Origin of the sequence: Nonomuraea sp. NPDC050643 (genome assembly GCF_040654715.1) — a bacterium.
Classification (GTDB): domain Bacteria; phylum Actinomycetota; class Actinomycetes; order Streptosporangiales; family Streptosporangiaceae; genus Nonomuraea.
Genome location: NZ_JBFAIM010000017.1, coordinates 139,340 through 157,129, shown reverse-complemented (window position 1 = coordinate 157,129; position 17,790 = coordinate 139,340). Strand labels below are relative to the sequence as shown.

Annotated in this window: 14 protein-coding genes; 5 read left to right on the top strand and 9 right to left on the bottom strand. The window is 73.7% G+C overall.

Features of this window, described 5'->3' with window-relative positions:
* Positions 1–121: 121 nt before the first annotated feature.
* Complete coding sequence (locus AB0I15_RS24340; protein WP_358099573.1) at positions 122–2,401, top strand: beta-galactosidase; 2,280 nt, start codon at positions 122–124, stop codon at positions 2,399–2,401.
* Here AB0I15_RS24340 and AB0I15_RS24335 read toward each other — a convergent pair.
* The 3 genes from AB0I15_RS24335 to AB0I15_RS24325 all read right to left on the bottom strand — a co-directional run bounded on the left by AB0I15_RS24335 (position 2,376) and on the right by AB0I15_RS24325 (position 5,041).
* The gene (locus tag AB0I15_RS24335) at positions 2,376–3,134 is read right to left on the bottom strand and encodes an ATP-binding protein (protein ID WP_358099570.1); all 759 of its coding nucleotides are present in this window, start codon (positions 3,132–3,134) and stop codon (positions 2,376–2,378) included. The genes AB0I15_RS24340 and AB0I15_RS24335 overlap by 26 nt on opposite strands.
* Positions 3,127–3,954, bottom strand: a complete 828-nt coding sequence (locus AB0I15_RS24330) for an MEDS domain-containing protein (RefSeq protein WP_358099567.1) — start codon at positions 3,952–3,954, stop codon at positions 3,127–3,129. Before AB0I15_RS24330 ends, AB0I15_RS24335 begins: the two co-directional genes overlap by 8 nt.
* 250 nt (positions 3,955–4,204) lie before the next feature.
* Complete coding sequence (locus tag AB0I15_RS24325) at positions 4,205–5,041, bottom strand: SDR family NAD(P)-dependent oxidoreductase (protein WP_358099564.1); 837 nt, start codon at positions 5,039–5,041, stop codon at positions 4,205–4,207.
* A gap of 71 nt (positions 5,042–5,112) precedes the next feature.
* On the opposite strand from AB0I15_RS24325, the gene AB0I15_RS24320 reads away from it, so the two are divergent.
* Positions 5,113–6,015 carry a LysR family transcriptional regulator gene (locus tag AB0I15_RS24320; RefSeq protein ID WP_358099561.1) on the top strand — a complete coding sequence of 301 codons (903 nt, stop codon included), beginning with the start codon at positions 5,113–5,115 and terminating at the stop codon, positions 6,013–6,015.
* A 47-nt stretch (positions 6,016–6,062) separates the two neighbouring features.
* On the opposite strand, the gene AB0I15_RS24315 is transcribed toward AB0I15_RS24320, so the two are convergent.
* The 3 genes from AB0I15_RS24315 to AB0I15_RS24305 all read right to left on the bottom strand — a co-directional run bounded on the left by AB0I15_RS24315 (position 6,063) and on the right by AB0I15_RS24305 (position 8,667).
* Positions 6,063–7,175, bottom strand: coding sequence for a hypothetical protein (locus AB0I15_RS24315; RefSeq protein ID WP_358099558.1), 1,113 nt, complete (start codon positions 7,173–7,175; stop codon positions 6,063–6,065).
* Positions 7,176–7,178: 3 nt separating this feature from the next.
* Positions 7,179–7,784, bottom strand: a complete 606-nt coding sequence (locus AB0I15_RS24310; protein WP_358099555.1) for an RNA polymerase sigma factor — start codon at positions 7,782–7,784, stop codon at positions 7,179–7,181.
* Between the two features lie 76 nt (positions 7,785–7,860).
* On the bottom strand, positions 7,861–8,667 hold the full coding sequence (locus AB0I15_RS24305; RefSeq protein ID WP_358099552.1) for a lytic polysaccharide monooxygenase: 807 nt from the start codon (positions 8,665–8,667) through the stop codon (positions 7,861–7,863).
* A gap of 148 nt (positions 8,668–8,815) precedes the next feature.
* On the opposite strand from AB0I15_RS24305, the gene AB0I15_RS24300 reads away from it, so the two are divergent.
* Positions 8,816–11,836, top strand: a complete 3,021-nt coding sequence (locus AB0I15_RS24300) for an NEW3 domain-containing protein (RefSeq protein ID WP_358099549.1) — start codon at positions 8,816–8,818, stop codon at positions 11,834–11,836.
* Between the two features lie 5 nt (positions 11,837–11,841).
* Here AB0I15_RS24300 and AB0I15_RS24295 read toward each other — a convergent pair whose 3' ends face one another.
* The 3 genes from AB0I15_RS24295 to AB0I15_RS24285 are packed head-to-tail and all read right to left on the bottom strand — an operon-like array spanning position 11,842 to position 14,404.
* A complete protein-coding gene (locus AB0I15_RS24295; RefSeq protein WP_358099546.1) occupies positions 11,842–12,801 on the bottom strand; it encodes a phosphotransferase in 960 nt (319 codons plus the stop codon).
* A gap of 59 nt (positions 12,802–12,860) precedes the next feature.
* A complete protein-coding gene (locus AB0I15_RS24290) occupies positions 12,861–13,745 on the bottom strand; it encodes a hypothetical protein (protein WP_358099543.1) in 885 nt (294 codons plus the stop codon).
* 38 nt (positions 13,746–13,783) lie between these two features.
* Positions 13,784–14,404, bottom strand: a complete 621-nt coding sequence (locus tag AB0I15_RS24285; RefSeq protein WP_358099540.1) for a TetR/AcrR family transcriptional regulator — start codon at positions 14,402–14,404, stop codon at positions 13,784–13,786.
* A gap of 81 nt (positions 14,405–14,485) precedes the next feature.
* Here AB0I15_RS24285 and AB0I15_RS24280 point away from each other — a divergent pair, with 81 nt between their 5' ends.
* Both AB0I15_RS24280 and AB0I15_RS24275 read left to right on the top strand, forming a co-directional pair.
* Positions 14,486–15,460 (top strand): aldo/keto reductase, encoded by a 975-nt coding sequence (locus AB0I15_RS24280; protein WP_358099538.1) that lies wholly within the window; start codon positions 14,486–14,488, stop codon positions 15,458–15,460.
* Positions 15,461–15,534: 74 nt separating this feature from the next.
* The gene (locus tag AB0I15_RS24275) at positions 15,535–17,772 is read left to right on the top strand and encodes a hypothetical protein (protein ID WP_358099535.1); all 2,238 of its coding nucleotides are present in this window, start codon (positions 15,535–15,537) and stop codon (positions 17,770–17,772) included.
* Positions 17,773–17,790 lie beyond the last annotated feature (18 nt).

Genomic DNA, 17,790 nt, shown 5'->3' with positions numbered 1-17,790 from the left:
CCCGGGGGAGACGGCCGCCCCGGTCCGGGACGAGCATGGTCCCGGGCCGGATGCAGGACAATGGGCGGACGCCGCGCGGGCTCAGGCGCGGCGGTTGAATCGATTCACCCGAAAGGCTCCCATGACGTCCCCGGCCCCCCATGCCGTGCAGCACCTCCCCTGGGATCTCCCCGAGACCCGCCCCGCCATGGCCGGCGCCGAGGATCCGCGTCCCGGCCTCGCTCTCACCAGCCGTTCTCTCTGGCGCGACGGCCGCCGGTGGATCCCCGTGACGGGCGAGCTGCACTACAGCCGCCTGCCCCGCCACCGCTGGCAGGAGGCGCTGCGGCTGATGAAGGCGGGCGGGGTCGGCGTGGTGTCCACCTACGTCTTCTGGATCCACCACCAGGAGCACCAGGACCGGGAGCCGGTGTTCGGCGCCGGGCTCGACGTGGCGGCGTTCGTCCGGCTCTGCCAGGACACCGGGCTGGAGGTCATCGTGCGGGTCGGGCCGTGGTGTCACGGCGAGGCGCGCAACGGCGGCCTGCCCGACTGGGTGGCTCCGGCCCGCAGCGACGATCCGGCGTACCTGGAGGAGGTGCGGCGGTGGTTCGGGCATCTGGGGCGGGAACTGGGCGGGCTGTGCGGGCCCGGCGGGCCGATCATCGGCATCCAGCTCGAGAACGAGCTGTACGACCAGCGCGACCACCTCGTCACCCTCAAGGGCCTGGCCCGCGACGCCGGCCTGCACGCCCCGCTCTGGACGGCCACCGCCTGGGGCAGCGCCGACATCCCGGTCGGCGAGGTCTTCCCCCTGTACGGCGGCTACACCGACGGCTTCTGGGTGGACACCTCCGACGGCTGGCACGACTCCTTCCGCACCCACTTCCACTTCTCCCACCAGTGGGACGACCCGGGCATCGGCAAGGACCTGGCCGGCGACAGGAGCACGGGCGTCCCCGGGGCCAAGCATCCCGACTTCCCGGCGGCCACCTGCGAGCTGGGCGGCGGCATGGCCACCGCCTACCACCGCCGCCCGTGGCCCACGGGCGCGGACATCGCCGCCGTCGCCCTGTGCAAGCTCGGCAGCGGCTCGGCCTGGCAGGGCTACTACATGTACGCCGGAGGCACCAACCCCCGCCCCGGCCTGCAGGAATCCCACACCACGGGCTACCCCAACGACCTGCCGGCCCACAACTACGACTTCCACGCCCCGGTCGGCGCCCATCTGCAGACCCGCGACAGCTTCCACCTGCTGCGCGGCCAGCACGCCTTCCTGGCCGCGTTCGGCGACCGGCTGGCGGGCATGAACGCCACCATCCCCGGCGCGCTCGACGTCCGCGACCGCACCACGTTGCGCTGGTCACTGCGCTCGGACGGGCGCGAGGGGTTCGTCTTCGTCAACACGCACCAGCCGTACGAGCCGCTGCCCGCCCACCGGGACGTGCGCTTCGACGTCGCGCTCGACGAGTCGCGCGTGGTGTTCCCGCACCGGCCGGTGGACCTGCCCAGCGGGAGGTTCCTGTGCTGGCCGGTCCGGCTCGGCGTGCACGGCGTCACGGTCAACTGGGCCACGCTCGGGATCTTGACCGTGCTGGAGGGGGAGGATCCGGTGCTGGTCCTGACGAAGGCGGACGGCGTGCCGGGCCACCTGTCGCTGCCGGCCGGGTCGCGGGTGAGCGGGCATCCGGTGCTGGAGCGGGACGGAGAGGCGATCCTGGAGGATCTGCCGGGCTCACGGGAGCCGCTGACGGTCGAGACGCCCGAGGGGGCGTGGCTGCGGCTGCTGGTCCTCGACGCGGCCGACGCCCGGCGGGCCTGGCCTCTCGGTGACGGGCGCCTGGCGATCTCCGAGGCCGACGTCGTGCTGCTGGAGGACGGTGAGCCGGCCGCCGTCAGCACGGGTCCCGCCACCGTCGAGCTCTTCACCGGGGAGTCCTTCGAGCGGCACGACGTCGACGGGCCCCGCGCGGACGTGCCCGTGAAGGTCGTGCGGACCGCCGAGGCCACGCCGCCCCCGGTCCGGCCGGTCACCGTCCCAGGCCGCGCCTCGGCGCCCGATGCGGGCACGTTCGCCGCGCACGCGGCCCGCTACACGATCACGGTGCCCACGGGCGGGACGGCGGGCGAGCGCGTACTGCTCCGCCTCGACCTGGTCGGCGACGTGGCCACCGCGACGGTGGGGGAGCGCACGGAGGACCTGTTCTGGGACGGCGCGCCCTGGGACATCGACGTCACCCCGGCGGACGGCGCGCGGACGGTCGAGGTGGAGGTCATGATCTACCCGCTCGACGAGCGGACGCCCGCGTGGCTGCCCGAGGCCGCGGAGGCGAAGAGGAAAGGACTGAGCGCGCACATCGTCTCGGCCACGGTGCTCGACCACCGGACCCACCGGCTCACTTCGAGGGGTCGTCGTAGGTGAGGGGGACGACGCTGAGGGATTCGAGGCGGCTCACGAAGTCGCCGGACAGGCCGGCCAGGGTCATGAACGCGCCCGGAGTGGCGTTGACGTGCTGCTGGGCCATGACGATGGCGGCGATGCCGCTGGAGTCCCAGAAGGTCATGCCGGTTAAGTCCAGGACCAGGCGGCGGCCTGGACCGTCCGCGAACGTGGCACGCACGGCGTCCGTGACGTCGAGGGCCGTGCGCTGATCGAGGTCGCCCACCAGTCGCAGCGTGGTGCGGCCGTTCTGGTCGTGCCGGGTGAGCTCGAACGGCGGGCGGCCGGGGGGCGGGAGCGTGAATCCGACGCTGACGGTGGTGCCGCCGGGGCCCTGGGTGGCGGCGTACCGGTCGCTGAGGGAGCGGGCGATCCACAGGCCGTGGCCGGGCTCGTACGGCCAGTCGGGGGTCTCGCGCCGCCGGGTGGTGACGCCCGCGTCGGTGACGTGGCAGTCGAGCGTGCCGTTGTCGGCCCGCATGAGCATCCGGCCCCTGCCCGAGCCGTGCAGGACGGCGTTGGTGGCCAGCTCGTGCACGATGAGCACCAGGTCGGCGGTGCGGCCCTCGGGCAGGCCCGCGCCGACCGCGTGCGCTTCCAGCGCGGCGCGCAGCGCGTACAGGGAACCCTGGTCGAAGTGCTGGTCGAGGATGGCCGGGGCGCCGGGGGACCGCTGCGTCTCCCGGTATGCCGCCGCCGGCCGCCGATCATCCATCGACGGTCACCAGGTCGACCCCGGGCACGGCCGAGGCGCCCAGCAGATGGAACCGCGAGCTGATGGGCGGGGAGCAGCGGAGGACGGCCAGACGGGAAGGGGACAGGCTACGGGCGGCATCAATGATCATCCGAGCGCAATACAGGTCGATGAACGACAATTCCGCCATGTTAACCGTGATGTCGCCATCCAAGCGGATGGCTTCGCTCAAGGCGAGCCCGAGCGCGCTCTCCGCCGTCCGGTCCAACTGCCCGGCGAGCCGGATCCCCGGCGGCGCGTACTGGCGGCAGATCCGCAGCAGCGGGTCGTGGTGATAGGTGGCCGCGGCGACGGAGCGGGTGTGGAAGCCCGAGATCGAGGCCAGGGTGATCGGGTCGAAACGCGCGCGGTCGTACTGGCACAGGACCGCGGCGTTGGTGCCCGCCAGCGTGGCGGCGATCTCCTCCTCGAACGCGGGCAACTGCTCGATGCCGCTCACCGGCTGTAAGGCCCAGCTCATGTCCAGCGCCACCCGCAGCCCCGGGTAGCCGGCGTCCGCCGAGCGGGCGAGCTCGGTGTGGAACCAGCGCATCGCGTGCTCGACGGCGAACGCCTGCCCGTCCAGCAGCCCTTCCTGACACGTCATGATGATCATCCGTCCCGCGGCCGTGGCCTCCCCCGCGACGATCCCTCGCCGCCCCAGCTCGGCCAGCCTGCGCTGTGGCTCCTCCGCCAGCCAGACGACCCGCTGCCCTTCGGCCAGGCCGTCGCGTACGAATGCCGCGGTGAGGTCGAGCAGTTCCTCTGACTCGCCGAACGTCAGACAAGCGTGATCCCTCATGCTCAGATCAGTGATCTGCGTTTCAGCGCCGACCGTCACTCACGCCACCTTCCCGAACGCGGTCACCTCCCGGAGCCCGCATCGCTGCGGACTTTACAATAGAGATCAAGAGGCGGCACGCCGTCCCGAAACGGACGTCCCGGCCCCTGGAACTTCTCCTGCTTCCCCGCCCGCGCGGAAAAATGCGCGCGCCCCCGTCGAATCCGCGCACCCGGCTCCCGGGCGTGGTCCCTGGTGACCGCGTAGGAGGTCACGGACGCCAGGGGAGCACCTTCCCGAAGCGGACGAGCTGCCCGTAGTACGCGGGGTCGGCGGGGGTCAGGGCCAGGTCGAGGAGCGACACGGCGGCCTGCTCGGGGGAGGGGGCGCCGGACACGTCCCACCACAGGGCGGAGGTCGGGGTGTTGATCATGCCGGGGCAGACGGCGGCGAGCAGGACGTTCCGGCGGGCGTCCTCGGCGCGGCGCTGCTCGGCGAGGGCGCGTACGGCGGCGACCTGGGCGATCTTGGACGGGATGTTGACGAAGCCCGGCCACGCGCCGGCGCGGGCCCTGCCGTCCTTGACCGCGTCGCGCCAGGCCGCCACCTGCCGGTCCACCTCCTCCAGCGACGTCAGCCCGTCGAACCGGTCGTGCAGCACGGGGGCCAGGTGGTGCAGCGTGCCCAGCGAGCTGGCGACCACGATGAGCCGCCCGCCGTCGCGCAGCAGCGGGGCGAAGGCCCGCATCAGCCGGGTGGTGCCGAAGTTGTTGACCTCGGTGTACTCGTCCATGATCGCTTGCGGGTCGTCGCCGGGGCCGACGCGCATGACGGCGTTGCCGAACACGACGTCCACGCCGCCGTGCCGGTCGCGGAGCAGGCCGGCCAGCCGGTCGGCGGCACCGGGGTCGGCGACGTCGAACGGCTCGCCTCTGACGCGGGCGCCCGACACGGGCGCCGCGGCGGCGGCCTGGGCCACCCTGCCGGGGTCACGGCCGGTGAGGTAGACGGTGTCCGCGGCGTTCATGCGCCGGGCCAGGCCCTCGGCCAGGGCCAGGCCCAGGCCCTGCGTCGCGCCGGTCACGAGGGCGACTCGGGGTGTCATCATGCGGCCAGCCTAGGAACGGCGGCGCCCATGCGGCCAACGAGAGTTCGTCAAGCATGGTATGCGTAACTGTCATGGCCTTCACCGACGCCTCGCTCACCGCCCTGCGGGTCTTCCGCGAGGTGGCCGAGCACGGCACGCTCACCGCGGCGGCCACCGCGCTCGGCTACACACAGTCCGCCGTCTCCCGGCAGATCGCGGCACTCGAACGCGCGGCCGGCGCCCCGCTCCTGGAGCGGCGTCACGATGGCGTCCGGCTGACCTCGGCCGGGCGGATCGTGCTGCGCCGCGCCGCTGCCGTCGTGGACCAGGTGGACGCGGGGGCGCGCGAGCTCGCCGGTCTGCCCGGCGAACCCGGCACCGTCCGCCTCGGCTGGTTCGCCAGTGCGGGTGCGGTCCTGCTCCCACGTGCCCTCGCCGACCTGCGCCGCGCGCACCCCGAGATCACCGTCACCACCCGGGAGGGCAGCACGCCGGCGCTGGTCCGCGCGCTGCGCGCCGGCGCCCTGGACCTCGCGCTCCTCGGCTCGGCCCCGCCGTTCCGCCCGCCCGACGCCGAGACGCCGGCCCTGGACCTGCGCATCCTCACCGAACGCGCCCTGCGGGTGGCCGTGCCCGCCGCCCACCCGCTCGCCCGCGGCGACTACATCGACGTCGCCGACCTGCACGGACAGCGCTGGATCGCGAGCCCGGAGAGCACGGGGATGGGCGCCTGGCCGGGCCTGGACGAGCGGCCCGAGATCGCCCACACGGCCCGCGACTGGCTGGCCAAGCTGACCCTCGTGGCCGCGGGTTGCGGCTTGACTACGGTCCCCGTCATGCTCGCCCCGGCCGTGCCGGAGGGGATACGCGTCCTCCCGGTCCGCGGCGGCCCCCAGGAGCAGCGCCGCCTGATCCTGGCCAGGCTGCCCGGCCCCACGCCCGAGCCGGTCGCCCGCCTCGCGCAGGCGCTCCGCCGGGCCGCCCTCTCGCCCTAGCCCGATCGCCGGGTCGGCCTGGTCGCCGACGCAGCCTGGTCGCCGGGTCAGCCTGGTCGCTGTCCGGCCTTGTCGACGACGGCGGCCACGAGCAGGGCGTCCCAGTTGTGGATCTCGCCCTTCCTCATGACGCCGAACGGCCCGTCCCGGTGCTGCTTGACCACGGTGGTGCGGTAGCCCAGGTACGCGTAGGTCTTCGGATCGACGAAGATCTCGTCGCGCAGATAACCCTCCAAGACGTGATAGAGCGTGCTGCCCCGGCGCTTGAGCAGGTCGGAGGCCCCGGCCTCGTAGCGGACGCCCGGGATCTTCGCCATGGCGCCGTACATGGCGGCGCGGAGCCTGGGCGGCAGCGCGGCGTCCCTCATGCCCGCCGCGATGAGCTGGAACGCCCACCTGTCGCGCCGCTCGGGGGTGAGTTCGGGCACCGACTCCTCGGCCAGCCGCTTGGCCTCCTCGGGAGTCTTGCCCCTGCTCTCCGCCCGCTCCTGGGCCGACCGCAGGGAGGAGGCGCGGTGGCGGGCGTTCTCCGTGTCGACGCTCTCGTAGACCCGGGCCAGCAACCGATCGGCGTCGGCCGGCAGGGCGAGCAGGTACGGATAGGCCACCTCGAACTCCGATCCCTTGTGGATCTCGAGCCTGCCCTGTTCCACGGTGGCGAACGCCTTGTCGTCGAGCCGCCGCCACTGCTCGCGGGTGGTCGTCACCTCGGGCGCGCCGCGCAGCCACTCCCCGCCGTCCACCCGCGTCCGGGCGTTCAGGCTCTTCACGTAGCCCCACTGCGTGGGCTCGGCGCTCCATTCCGGCTCGCCGGAGGCCAGCACCGCCGCGTTGTCGGCCAGGTCCTGGGCGTTCGCCACCGGGCGCAGCCGCAGCGCGGTGACGGAGGCGGAGGGTCTTCCCGCCTCGCCCGTCTCCTGGGCCGCGCCCGGGACGTCCGGAGTCTGCCGGGCGACGTCCGGGACGACCGTCGTGGCCACGGCGAGCAGCGCGGCGGCGGCCCCGGCCAGGCTCAGCCCCCACACCGGCCGGAGGCGGGTCCGGTGCCGGCCGCTCCCGCGCATGTGGCCCGCCAGGCGGGAGCGGGCCGCGCCGATGGTCTCCGGAGCGGCCTCCGGCAGCGCGTCGTGATAGCGGCGCAGTTCCTGCAGTTCTTCCATGACTCAGATCCCCTCCGCCGCGTGGCCCAGCGTCCTGCGCAGCTTCGCCCTGGCCCGGTTCACCCGGGAGCCGACGGTGCCGATCGGGATGTTCAGGGCGAAGGCCACCTCGGCGTAGCTGAGGTCGGCGCAGGCCACGAGCATCAGCGCGTCGCGGTCGCCCCGGGACAGGCTCTCCAGGCCGCGCGCCAGCCGGGGGCTGAGCTGCTCGGCGGTCACCCGGTCGGTGACGCGGTCGGCGTGGCCCTCGACGCGGCCCTCGACGTCGTCGCGGGCGGCCGAGCGGCTGAGGGCCCGGTAGAGGCGTAGCTCGCCGCGGCGGTGGCGGCCGATGAGGTTGGTGGCGATGCCGTACAGCCAGGCCCTGGCCTCCGGGCGGGTCAGGTCGTAGCGGTCGCGCTGGTCGAACGCGGCCAGGAACGTCTCCGCGGCCACGTCGTCGGCGGCGCCGGGCCCGAGCCGGGCGGCGGCGTAGCGGTGGATCGCGGTGAAGTAGCGGTCGAAGATCACCGAGAACCACTCCGGCTGATCTCGCGAGTTCGCGATGACCGACGCGTCGTCCGGCTCCGCGGCCAGCCGTACGGCGGGGTATGAAGAAGGATCATGCATCCGGCGCCTTTCCCGAGAAGAGGGTCGGGGCTGATTGCCCGATGCGGGCGTCCTTCTTCGCGCCTATTTCACCCGCCTATTTCACCCGGCCGGGCCGGAGGGCGATGACGATCAGTGTCGCGGCGATGGCCAGCAGCGCCCCCACACCGACCAGCCACGGCAGGCCAGAGTACCCGGAGGACATGTACTGCGCGGGTGGGGGCAGGGGGCGGCCGCCGCTGTTGGCGGGGGTGCTGAAGATCACGTCCGAGCAGGAGTAGTAGGTGTCCGGCGTGTCGGAGTTCTGCCAGATCGTGTAGATCAGGTGGCGGCCGGCCCGGCCGGTGGGCAGGCGGCCCTTGATGGCGTACGAGCCGTCGTCCAGCTTCGGGTCGGTGGCCTTGAGGAACGGCTTGCGCTCCAGGTCCGACCACTTCAGCGGCTTGCCGGGGTCGTAGCCGTCCCTGGTGAGGTAGAAGCGGAAGGTGCCCCGGTGCGGGATCGTGCCCCGGTACTTGAACGTGAAGCGCGCCCCCGGCCGTAACGTGGTGGCGGGCCAGTCGGAGCGGGCCAGGTCGAGGCCCTTGAAGGCCGGCATACCGGCGCTGCAGAGCTTGCCGTCGGGGATCACCTGGCGATCGCGGCCCGCGACGTTCGCCACCCTCAGGTTGTCCCAGTCGCCGGGCAGACCGGAGCCGGCCGCCTTCGCGGCCGCGCGGCAGGCCGCCGACTTCGCCGTCTTCGGGTTCTCGGCGCCGCACGCCGCCGCCCGGCTGAGAGGGCTCTCCAGAGCCCCGTGCGCCCCCGCCGGTCCGGTGATCAAGACCGTCGACAGCAGTATCCCGGCGCTCAGGCCGATGATCCGGTGACGCACGTGGCAGACCTCCCCAACTCGTCCTGCCATGAGGTACGCCTCCCAGGCCCCGCAGGTTCGGATCTTGCCTTTCGCTCGCACCTGGTCGATAGTTGGACATAATCGGTCAGATTCGGTCGGAGTTGGCGACCGTACCTGACCGGGCTTGCACCCCCCGAGAGAACGTTCTGAGGTGCCCATGAGACGCACGACGGTTGCGCTCGCCATGTTCGCGGCGGTCGCCCTCCACCCTGCTCCCGCGGCCGCCGGCCCGCAGCCGCCGCCCGCGTACCCGGAGGTCGGCAGAGGCACGTCCTTCCTCGACCACCGCGCGCCGCTGTCGGGCTACGCCGAGCCGGAGTGGTACGAGGCCAACATCCCGTTCCTGGACGTGCCGGACCAGGAGATCCAGGACGTCTACTACTACCGCTGGAGCACCTTCAAGCGGCACATCCGCTACACCGACACCACGACCGGCCACGTCATCACCGAGTTCCACAACGCGCCCGGCTACGCCGCCCCGCTCGGCGGCATCGTCGCCGCCGCCGGCCACCACGTCTACGAGGGCCGCTGGCTGCGCGACCCTCGCCCCATCGACGACTACCTCACCTACTGGCTGCGGGGCCCGGGCGCCGGCCCCAAGCCGAAGGAGGACTACGTCAACAAGGACACCGACGACTGGGCCCACCAGTACGCCTGGTGGGCGGCCGACGCCGCCTACCAGCGCTACCTGGTCACCGGCGACGCGTCCTTCGTGCAGAACCTGCTGCCCGACCTGGTCCGCCAGTACGACAAGTGGGGCGGCCAGTACGACGAGGAGCTCGGCCTGTACTGGTCGGTCCCCGTGTGGGACGCGATGGAGTACACCGCCTCCTCCTACGAGACCGACCCGGCCGACCCGTACCACGGCGGCGCCGGCTACCGTCCCACCCTGAACGCCTACCAGTACGGCGACGCCAAGGCCATCGCCGCCATCGCCGCCATGCGCGGCAAGCCCGGTGACAGGGCCCTGGCCACGACGTTCGAGCGGCGGGCCGCCGGGCTCCGCGACGCGCTGCACCGCCACCTCTGGGATCCGGAGCGCTCCTTCTACTACCACAAGGCCCGCGCCGACCTCGATCCCGAGCGGCGGCTGGTGTCCACGAGGGAGCAGATCGGGTTCGTGCCGTGGGCGTTCGGCATGGCCAAGCCCGGCACCGAGCGGGCGTGGGCGCAGTTGCTGGACCCGCAGGGGTTCGCGGCCCCTTACGGGCCGACCACCGCCGAGCGGCGCAGCCCGCTGTTCATGCGGGACGCGCTGCGCGGCTGCTGCCGATGGAACGGGCCGAGCTGGCCGTACTCCACCTCGACCACGCTCACCGCCATGGCCAACCTGCTCAACGACCGCGACCAGAGCGTGGTCACCGCCGCCGACTACTACGAGGTGCTGCGGGGCTACGCGCGCACCCAGTACAAGAACGGCCGCCCCTACGTGGCCGAGGCGCACCACCCCGACGAGCCCCGCTGGATCTACGACGGCGCCGGGCACAGCGAGCACTACAACCACTCCACCTTCAACGACCTGGTGATCAGCGGCCTGATCGGGCTGCGCCCGCAGGCGGACGGCAGGGTCGTGGTCAACCCGCTGGTCCCGGCCGGCTGGGACCACTTCGGGCTGGAGAACGTGCCCTACCACGGGCACAACGTGACGGTCCTGTGGGACCGCGACGGCACCAGGTACGGCCAGGGCAAGGGCCTGCGCCTCTACGTGGACGGCCGGCTCGCGGCGGCGCGGCCCGCGCTCGGCGAGCTGACCGCCCACGTGCCGGCCGCCGTCACCCCCGACCGCTCGTCGCGGCCGGGCAACGACGCCGCCAACCCGCACGGCACCGGCCACCCGCGGCCGTTCGCCTCCTACACGGGCGGCATCGACAACGTGTGGGACGCCGTGGACGGGCGGATCTTCTACGACGACATCCCGCACAGCCGGTGGACGAACTACCGCTCCCCGAACGCCGAGGACCACCTGGGCGTCGACTTCGGCCTGCCGACCCAGGTGAGCGACGTGCGGTTCTACGCCTACGACGACGGCGGAGGGGTGCGGGCACCGGCGTCGTACCGGCTGGAGTACCGGGACGGCGAGTCCTGGCGGGAGGTGCCCGGCCAGGCGCGCGCGCCGGAGCGGCCGGCCGGCGCGGCGCTCAACCGGATCACGTTCCCGGCCCTGACCACGACGGCGATCCGGCTGGTGTTCGCCAACCCGCCCGGCGCCTACGTCGGGGTGAGCGAACTGCAGGCCTGGTCACCCGCCGCCGGCGACACCCGCGTGGACGTGGCCGTCACCGGCCCCGTACGCCCCGGCGGCCCGCCCGCCGAGCTCACCACCACCTTCGCCAACCACGGCCGCAAGCCCGCCACCCGGGTCACGACCGCGCTGGCCGTGCCGCCCGGCTGGTCGGCGGAGCCGGTCGGCCGCGCGGCGACGCCGGTGGTGCGCCCCGGCGGCACGTTCACGGTCCGCTGGCGGCTCTCACCCCCCGCCGGGACCGCCTCCCGCCCCGGCACCCATCCGGTGCGGGCCGCGGTGACGTACGACGGGCCGGCGCGGGCGGTGAGCGCGTACGCGCAGGTGGAGGTGGCCTTCGACCCGGCCGCCTACCCGAGGGCCGAGGTGGAGGACACCTTCGCCACCGACACCTCGGCGGGCTACACCCTCCACAAGCCCTCCGACGGCGAGGTCGTGCCGGTGACGTCGGCGGGCGGCGGGCGCTTCGCGGGCAGCGCGGACCAGCCGTTCTTCGGCCTGGTCGCGGGCCCGGCCGGGCCGTCGTCGGGGGAGGCGGTCAGCATCGTGACGGCCGGCTCGTTCGCCGGGACCGGCAGCCCCGAGGACAGCCTGTTCACCGGCTGGGTGAAGGACAAGGACACCTACGTGACCGCCTGGTACAACCACACGCGCAAGCAGTCGGGCCTCAACGTGCGCGTGGGCGGCCGGTTCCTGGACACCCCCGGCGACGCCGCCCTGACCCTGAGCCCGGGCGACCGCTTCGCCCTGGTCCTGTCGGGCGAGACCATCACCTCCTACGCGTTCACCGGCGGCACGTGGCGGCGCCTGCGCACGGCCGCCATCGGGGCCACCCTGTCCACGCCGCAGGCCAGGGAGGGCTTCCACTACGGGTTCGGCCTGCGCGGCACCTCGGGCACGATCGCGGTCGCCGGGCTGGAGGGCCGCGGCATGTGACCCGGCTACGGCCCCACCCGCGCCAGCACCTCGGAGAGCCGCCGCGGGGTCGGCAGGACGTCCAGCGTCCCGTCGATCTCGTGTTCGGCCCACTCCCGGTGCCGGGGCTCGGTCCGCGGGTCGAGCGCCAACCTCGACTGGCCCAGCACGAAGTTCAGGCGGGTGGCCAGCATCATCGAGAAGTCGGCGGCCCCGGTGATCCGGCCGGGGCCGCCCGCCCGCACGTAGGCCGCGCAGAGCGCCGCCATGGCGTCGAGGTCGTCGAAGAACCAGTCGAACATGGCCTGGGCCAGCTCCCTGGCCGGGGTGGCCGGGCCGACGTTGTCCCAGTCGACGACCACCAGGTCGCCGGTGGGGCCGGCCAGGACGTTCTCCGGGTGCAGGTCGCGGTGGCAGGTGATCAGCTCGGCGGGGTCGGCCGGGGTGACCGCCCCGGACAGGTCGGGCAGCGTGGCGAGCCGGTCGGCCAGGCGCGGGGCCCAGGCCGCCTCCGACGTGGTGGCCTCGATCCATGCGTCCGGGGCGGGGACGTGGTCGTACCAGGAGGCGGGCGGGTGGCCGTCGGCCTCGGCCGTCATGGCGGGGGCGCAGCGGTGCAGGCGGGCGAGCAGGTCGCCGATCGCGCCCGGCGTGGCCGGGTCCGAGAGCGGCACGGGGCGCAGGTCCACCCAGTCGTACAGGCGCAGCCAGGTGCCGCCGGGCGTCGTGACCAGGTAGCGCCCCTCACGGTCGGGATGGCCGGCCGGAACGCGTACCCCGGCGTCGGCCGCGCGCCGTGCGAAGGCCAGCTCCGCCGCGATCAGCGCCTCCGACGGCGGCTCGGCGAAGATCTCCTTCAGCGCGTAGCGCCTGCGGCCCACCTCCAGCCGCCAGATCTGCCCGAGCGCGCCCCGGGGCCCCGCCGACGCCGCGACGTCGCCGTCCCAGCCGAACGCCTCCCGCGCGTGCGCGATCAGTTCGTCCACGTGATCCCCTCTTCGGCCTCCGTGATCATTCGGCCTCCGTGATCATTCGGCCTCCGTGACTATTCGGCCTCGGTGACGCCGTAGGACGTCGCCCGGAACAGGAACGAGGCCCACGACCGATAGGGCCGCCACGACTCAGCCAGCCTCCGGTACGCCGACGGCGGCGCGTCCTCCGCCATCCCGTACGCCTCCCGCAGGATCGCGAACAGCCGCGGCTCGTCCCCCGGGAACGCGTCCGGCGCCCCGGCCCCCCGGATCAGGATCAGCCCCGCCGAGAACGGCCCCACCCCGGCCAGGGCGCGCAGCTCGGCCAGGGCCTCCTCCGGGGCGAGCGAGCGCAGGTGCTCGGTGGTCAGCACGCCGTCGAGCGCCGCGCGCGCCAGCCCGCGCACCCACTCCTCCTTCTGCGCGGGCAGCCCGAGCCCGTCCGCGTCCAGCAGCGACACGGGCGGGGGAAAGGCCGTGAACGTGTGCCCGTCGACGGTGACCCGCGCGCCGAAGCGCTCCGCGATGCGCTGCTTGACGCGCGAGGCGATGAGCATCGAGGAGCGCTGCACGATCACCGCCCAGCACGCCGCCTCCCACGGGCTCCAGAAGCACACCGGGCGCAGCCCCGGCCGATGCCGCTGCAGGTCGCCGAGGACCTCGTCGGCCTCGCCGAGCTTGGCGAACCCGCCGCCGTCCACGTCGAGGGACAGGATCCGCGCCACCTCGCCCCGGATGCCCGGCCCCGGCGCCCTTGTCGTGGCGACGGCCACCCCGCCGGGCCGGCCCGTCACGCTCACACCGATCGGCAGCCAGTCGGACTCCGCACAGTAGGCGAAGCGCAGCGCCCGCCCGTCGGAGGGCAGCGTGCTGGTGGCCGGCCAGTCTTCGACGAAACGAAGCGAGGCGCCGAAGTCGAACGGGCCCTCGGCGGTGAGCGTGAATCCGTGCGTGGTCATGCGCGTATGGTAGGGCCGCCTCCCGCCGGCGGGGCCGCCTACCGCCCCCGCACACGTGCGAGGTAGCCCGTGAGGTGGTCGCGGGCGGCGGTGGCCGCGCGGGCGGCGTACGCGTCCGGGTCGCGCGGGCGGCTCTGCCGGCGCAGGGTGGCATAACCGTGCGTGGCGGACAGGTGCACGTAGACGAAGTCCACGAGGTCCGCCCAGGGGGTGTCCTCCGGCAACACGGCCGCCACCAGGGTCATCAGGGCGCCGGTGAGACGGCGGCTCTCCTCCTGGACGGTCTGGCTGTGCGGGCCGGAGAACTCGTGGGAGTAGACGAGGTCGATGCCGGCGCGGTGGTCGAGGACGTAGCGGGCGTAGGCGCCCGCCGTGGCGGCCAGCCGGTCGACCGGATCGGGGCCGGCCCGCTCGGCCGCCTCCGTCAGGACGTCCGTGAACTCGCCGATGACGGCCGCCGCGCACGCGGCCAGCAGCGCCTCACGATCGGGGAAGTGCCGGTAGGGAGCCGCCGACGACACCCCCGCCCGGGCGGCGACCTTGGCCACCGAGAACCCCGCGAGCCCCGTCTCGGCCAGGAGCGCGATGCCCTCACGGATCAGCCCGGCGCGCAGGTCGCCATGGTGGTAGCCGCGTCGCGGGGCCGTGGAACTGCTCACGGCGAACGATTCTCCCCTCTTTCGAATGTTAGAGTACTCTCACATCATGTAAGAGGCATCTAACATTCTGGGACCAACCTCATGGACAAGCGAAACCTTGGACGGCAGGGCCTGACGGCCTCGGCACTGGGCTACGGCGCGATGGGCATCTCCCTCGCCTACGGTCCGTCGGACGAGAAGGAGGGCATCACCACGATCCGCCGCGCCCACGAACTGGGCGTCACGTTCTTCGACACCGCCGAGCTCTACGGGCAGGGCGAGAACGAGCGCATCGTCGGCGCCGCGCTCGCGCCCGTGCGCGACGAGGTCGTCATCGCCACCAAGTTCGGATTCGACTTCACCGGCACCAGGGACGGCGGCGTGGACAGCCGCCCCGAGCACATCCGCGAGGTCGTCGACAACAGCCTGCGCCTGCTCGGCGCGGACGTCATCGACGTGCTCTACCAGCACCGCGTGGATCCCGCCGTGCCGATCGAGGACGTGGCGGGCACGGTCAAGGAGTTCGTCGACGCCGGCAAGGTCCGCTACTTCGGGCTCAGCGAGGCGGGGGCGAACACGATCAGGCGGGCGCACGCCGTACAGCCGGTGTCGGTGCTGCAGACGGAATACTCGCTGTTCGAGCGGGAGGTCGAGGCCCTCCTGCCCGTCCTGCGCGAGCTCGGGATCGGGTTCGTCCCCTACTCGCCGCTCGGCCGGGGCTTCCTCACCGGCCAGGCCAAGCCCGGCGCCGAATACGACCCCACCGACATGCGCACCTGGGACGCCCGCTTCCAGCCCGGCAACTACGAGAAGAACGTGGAGGCCACGAGCCGGCTCGCGGACCTGGCGGCCACCAAGGGCGCCACCGTCGCCCAGCTCGCCCTGGCCTGGCTGCTCGCCCAGGGCGACGACATCGTCCCCATCCCCGGCACCCGCAGCGTCCGGCGGCTCGAGGAGAACGTCGCCGCCGCCGACCTCACGCTCGACGAGGCCGACCTGCGGCGCATCGCCGAGATCCTCCCGGCGGGCGGCTTCGGCGCGCGCTACCCCAAGGGCATGATGCCGGCCTGGGACTGAGTAGGGGTTACTCATGACAACGGGGTGAACACGGTGGGTAATGGAGAGGTCACGCCTACCCCCGAGGAGCCTCCATGCGGCTGGACCAGGTCATCTCCCGCCACCACCCCGATTTCGACGTCGCCGCCGCGCGCCTGGGCCTGGGCGCCGACGGCCACGTCTATCTCGCCAGCGGCGCCCAGTTCCCCGTGGGCCAGGCCCTGCGGATCGCGCCCGACGGCGGCGCGCGGCGGGCCGGAGCGGTCGGCTACGCCGTGCTCGCGATCACCGCCAACGCCGACGGCGCCATCGCCACCGCGGAGGCGCACTTCAGCAAGCGCGTGGCCCTCTGGGACCGGGACTTCAACCCTGTCGGGAGGCTGGCCGACTTCACCGACAGCGACCAGGACGGCTGGCTGGCGCCCTCCGACGTGCAGCCGGGCGCGTCGGATGACTTCTACGCGATCGACCAGTACCGGCTGCGGGTGGTGCGGGTCGGGCCGGACGCCCTCGCGGTCGCGGCGTACCCGCTCGACGCGCTCGGCGAGAGCGCCACGCAGGGCGCCGTGGGGTTGCGCGTGTCCGAGGCGGCCGGGCGCTTCTACACCGCCTGGCCGTCCGGGACGCTCTGGGCGTCCGCGATGGACGGCCGGCCGCTGTGGAGCGTGCCGGCGCGCCCGGCCGGCGACACGTTCGGCGCGTTCGACGTGAGCGCGGACGGCCACCTGTACGTCCTCACGGCCGGTGACGCCGTGCGGGTCTTCGACGGCGACGGCGGCGCGGCCGGCACGCTCACCCTGACCGGCGGGGCGTCCCACGGCGTCACCGGCCTGCGGGCACGCGGCACGGAGCTGTTCGTCAAGCGCGCCGACCCCGCCGTCCTGTTCGAGGTGTACGAGGCCGCCACCGGCCGGCTGCTCCGCTCGATCCCCGCCGACGTCGAACGGCTGACCGTGAGCTACCCGTCGCCGGTGTGGACGGCCGGCCGGCCGAACCCGCTGACCATCGGCCACGACGGCGGCGCCTGGCGGGCCGAGCCCAGACTGCGGGCCTGGCTGCGCCCGCTCGGCGTGCCCGAGTTCACCGAGCTCGGCGACACGGTCCCGGCCGCCGCACGGGGGCTCTACCACGTACGCGTCTCGCCGGACGGGGCCGGCCGGCTGACCGAGTACGTGGTGGACACCGTGGTCGAGATCCGCACCCCGGACACCCACGGCTCGGTGTCGATCTTCACCCCCCTCAACCGCTTCTCCTACGGGCGGGGCGAGCCGATCACCGCCACGGTCCTCGCCCGCGCGGCGGCCGGCCAGGCCCTGCCGTTCACGGTCACCGTGCGGGTCCTCGGACCGGGCGGAGTGCCGGTCACCGCCGAGGAGACGCCGCTGCGGGACGGCCGGGGCACGCTCACCCTCGACGCCACCGCAGGCTGGGACCCCGGCCGCTACGTGCTGGACGCCCAGGTGCCCGGCTTCACCGTGGCCCCGCAGTACCTCGACCTCGGTCCCGGGCTCGCCGCGCGGCCCGCCTTCCACCTCGTCCAGCACGGCGACTACATCGAGAGCTTCCCCAGCGACCCGCGCCGCGCGGGCGCCCACCGTCCCCGCTTCGCCGACCTGCCCGACCTGACCGAGGACCACCTGGCCAGGGCGGCCAAGCTCGGCCTGAACCTGTTCGTGGACCGGCTCGGCCACGGCTGGCAGGGACGCTTCCAGGACCACCCCGCCGACCAGGCCACGGTCGAGCGGCTCAGCGGTGACCCGGCGGCGGTCGCGCCGGAGAAGGCGATCTTCGAGGACCCGACGCGGCGCACGATCGCCGGCTACGGGGCCCGGGGCATGCGGGAGCAGGCGATCCTGCTCTATATGGACGCGGGCCTGCCGCTCGGCGCCCCCTACGACACCCGCACGCCCGAGCAGATGGTCGCCGACCTGCAGGCGGTCACCCGGCACCTGCTCGACTACCCGGCCTTCCGCGGCTGGAGCTGGGCGGCCAACTGGTGGTACCAGCGGACCGGCGCCGAGGAGGCGACCGGCCCGGGGGAGCGGGCCGCGTACGACGCCGCCCTTGAGGACGCGCGCGAGACGGGCACGTGGGCGCCCGTGCTGGACACGGTGACCGACCGGACGTTCGCCCTCAAGGCGGACGCCGAGCGCCGTTTCCGGGCCGCGCTCGACGCCGTCGCGCCGGGCAAGGTCAGCGCGCTGACCGCGCCGTACCGGTCGGTGCAGAGCCACCCGCCCGCGCTCTTCCGCGACGCCGACGAGGTCGATCTCCACTACCAGGCCGAGCAGATCCAGCCGCCGCAGGTCACCCCGCACCAGGTCGACTTCTAGCGGCGGCCGGGCAAGCCC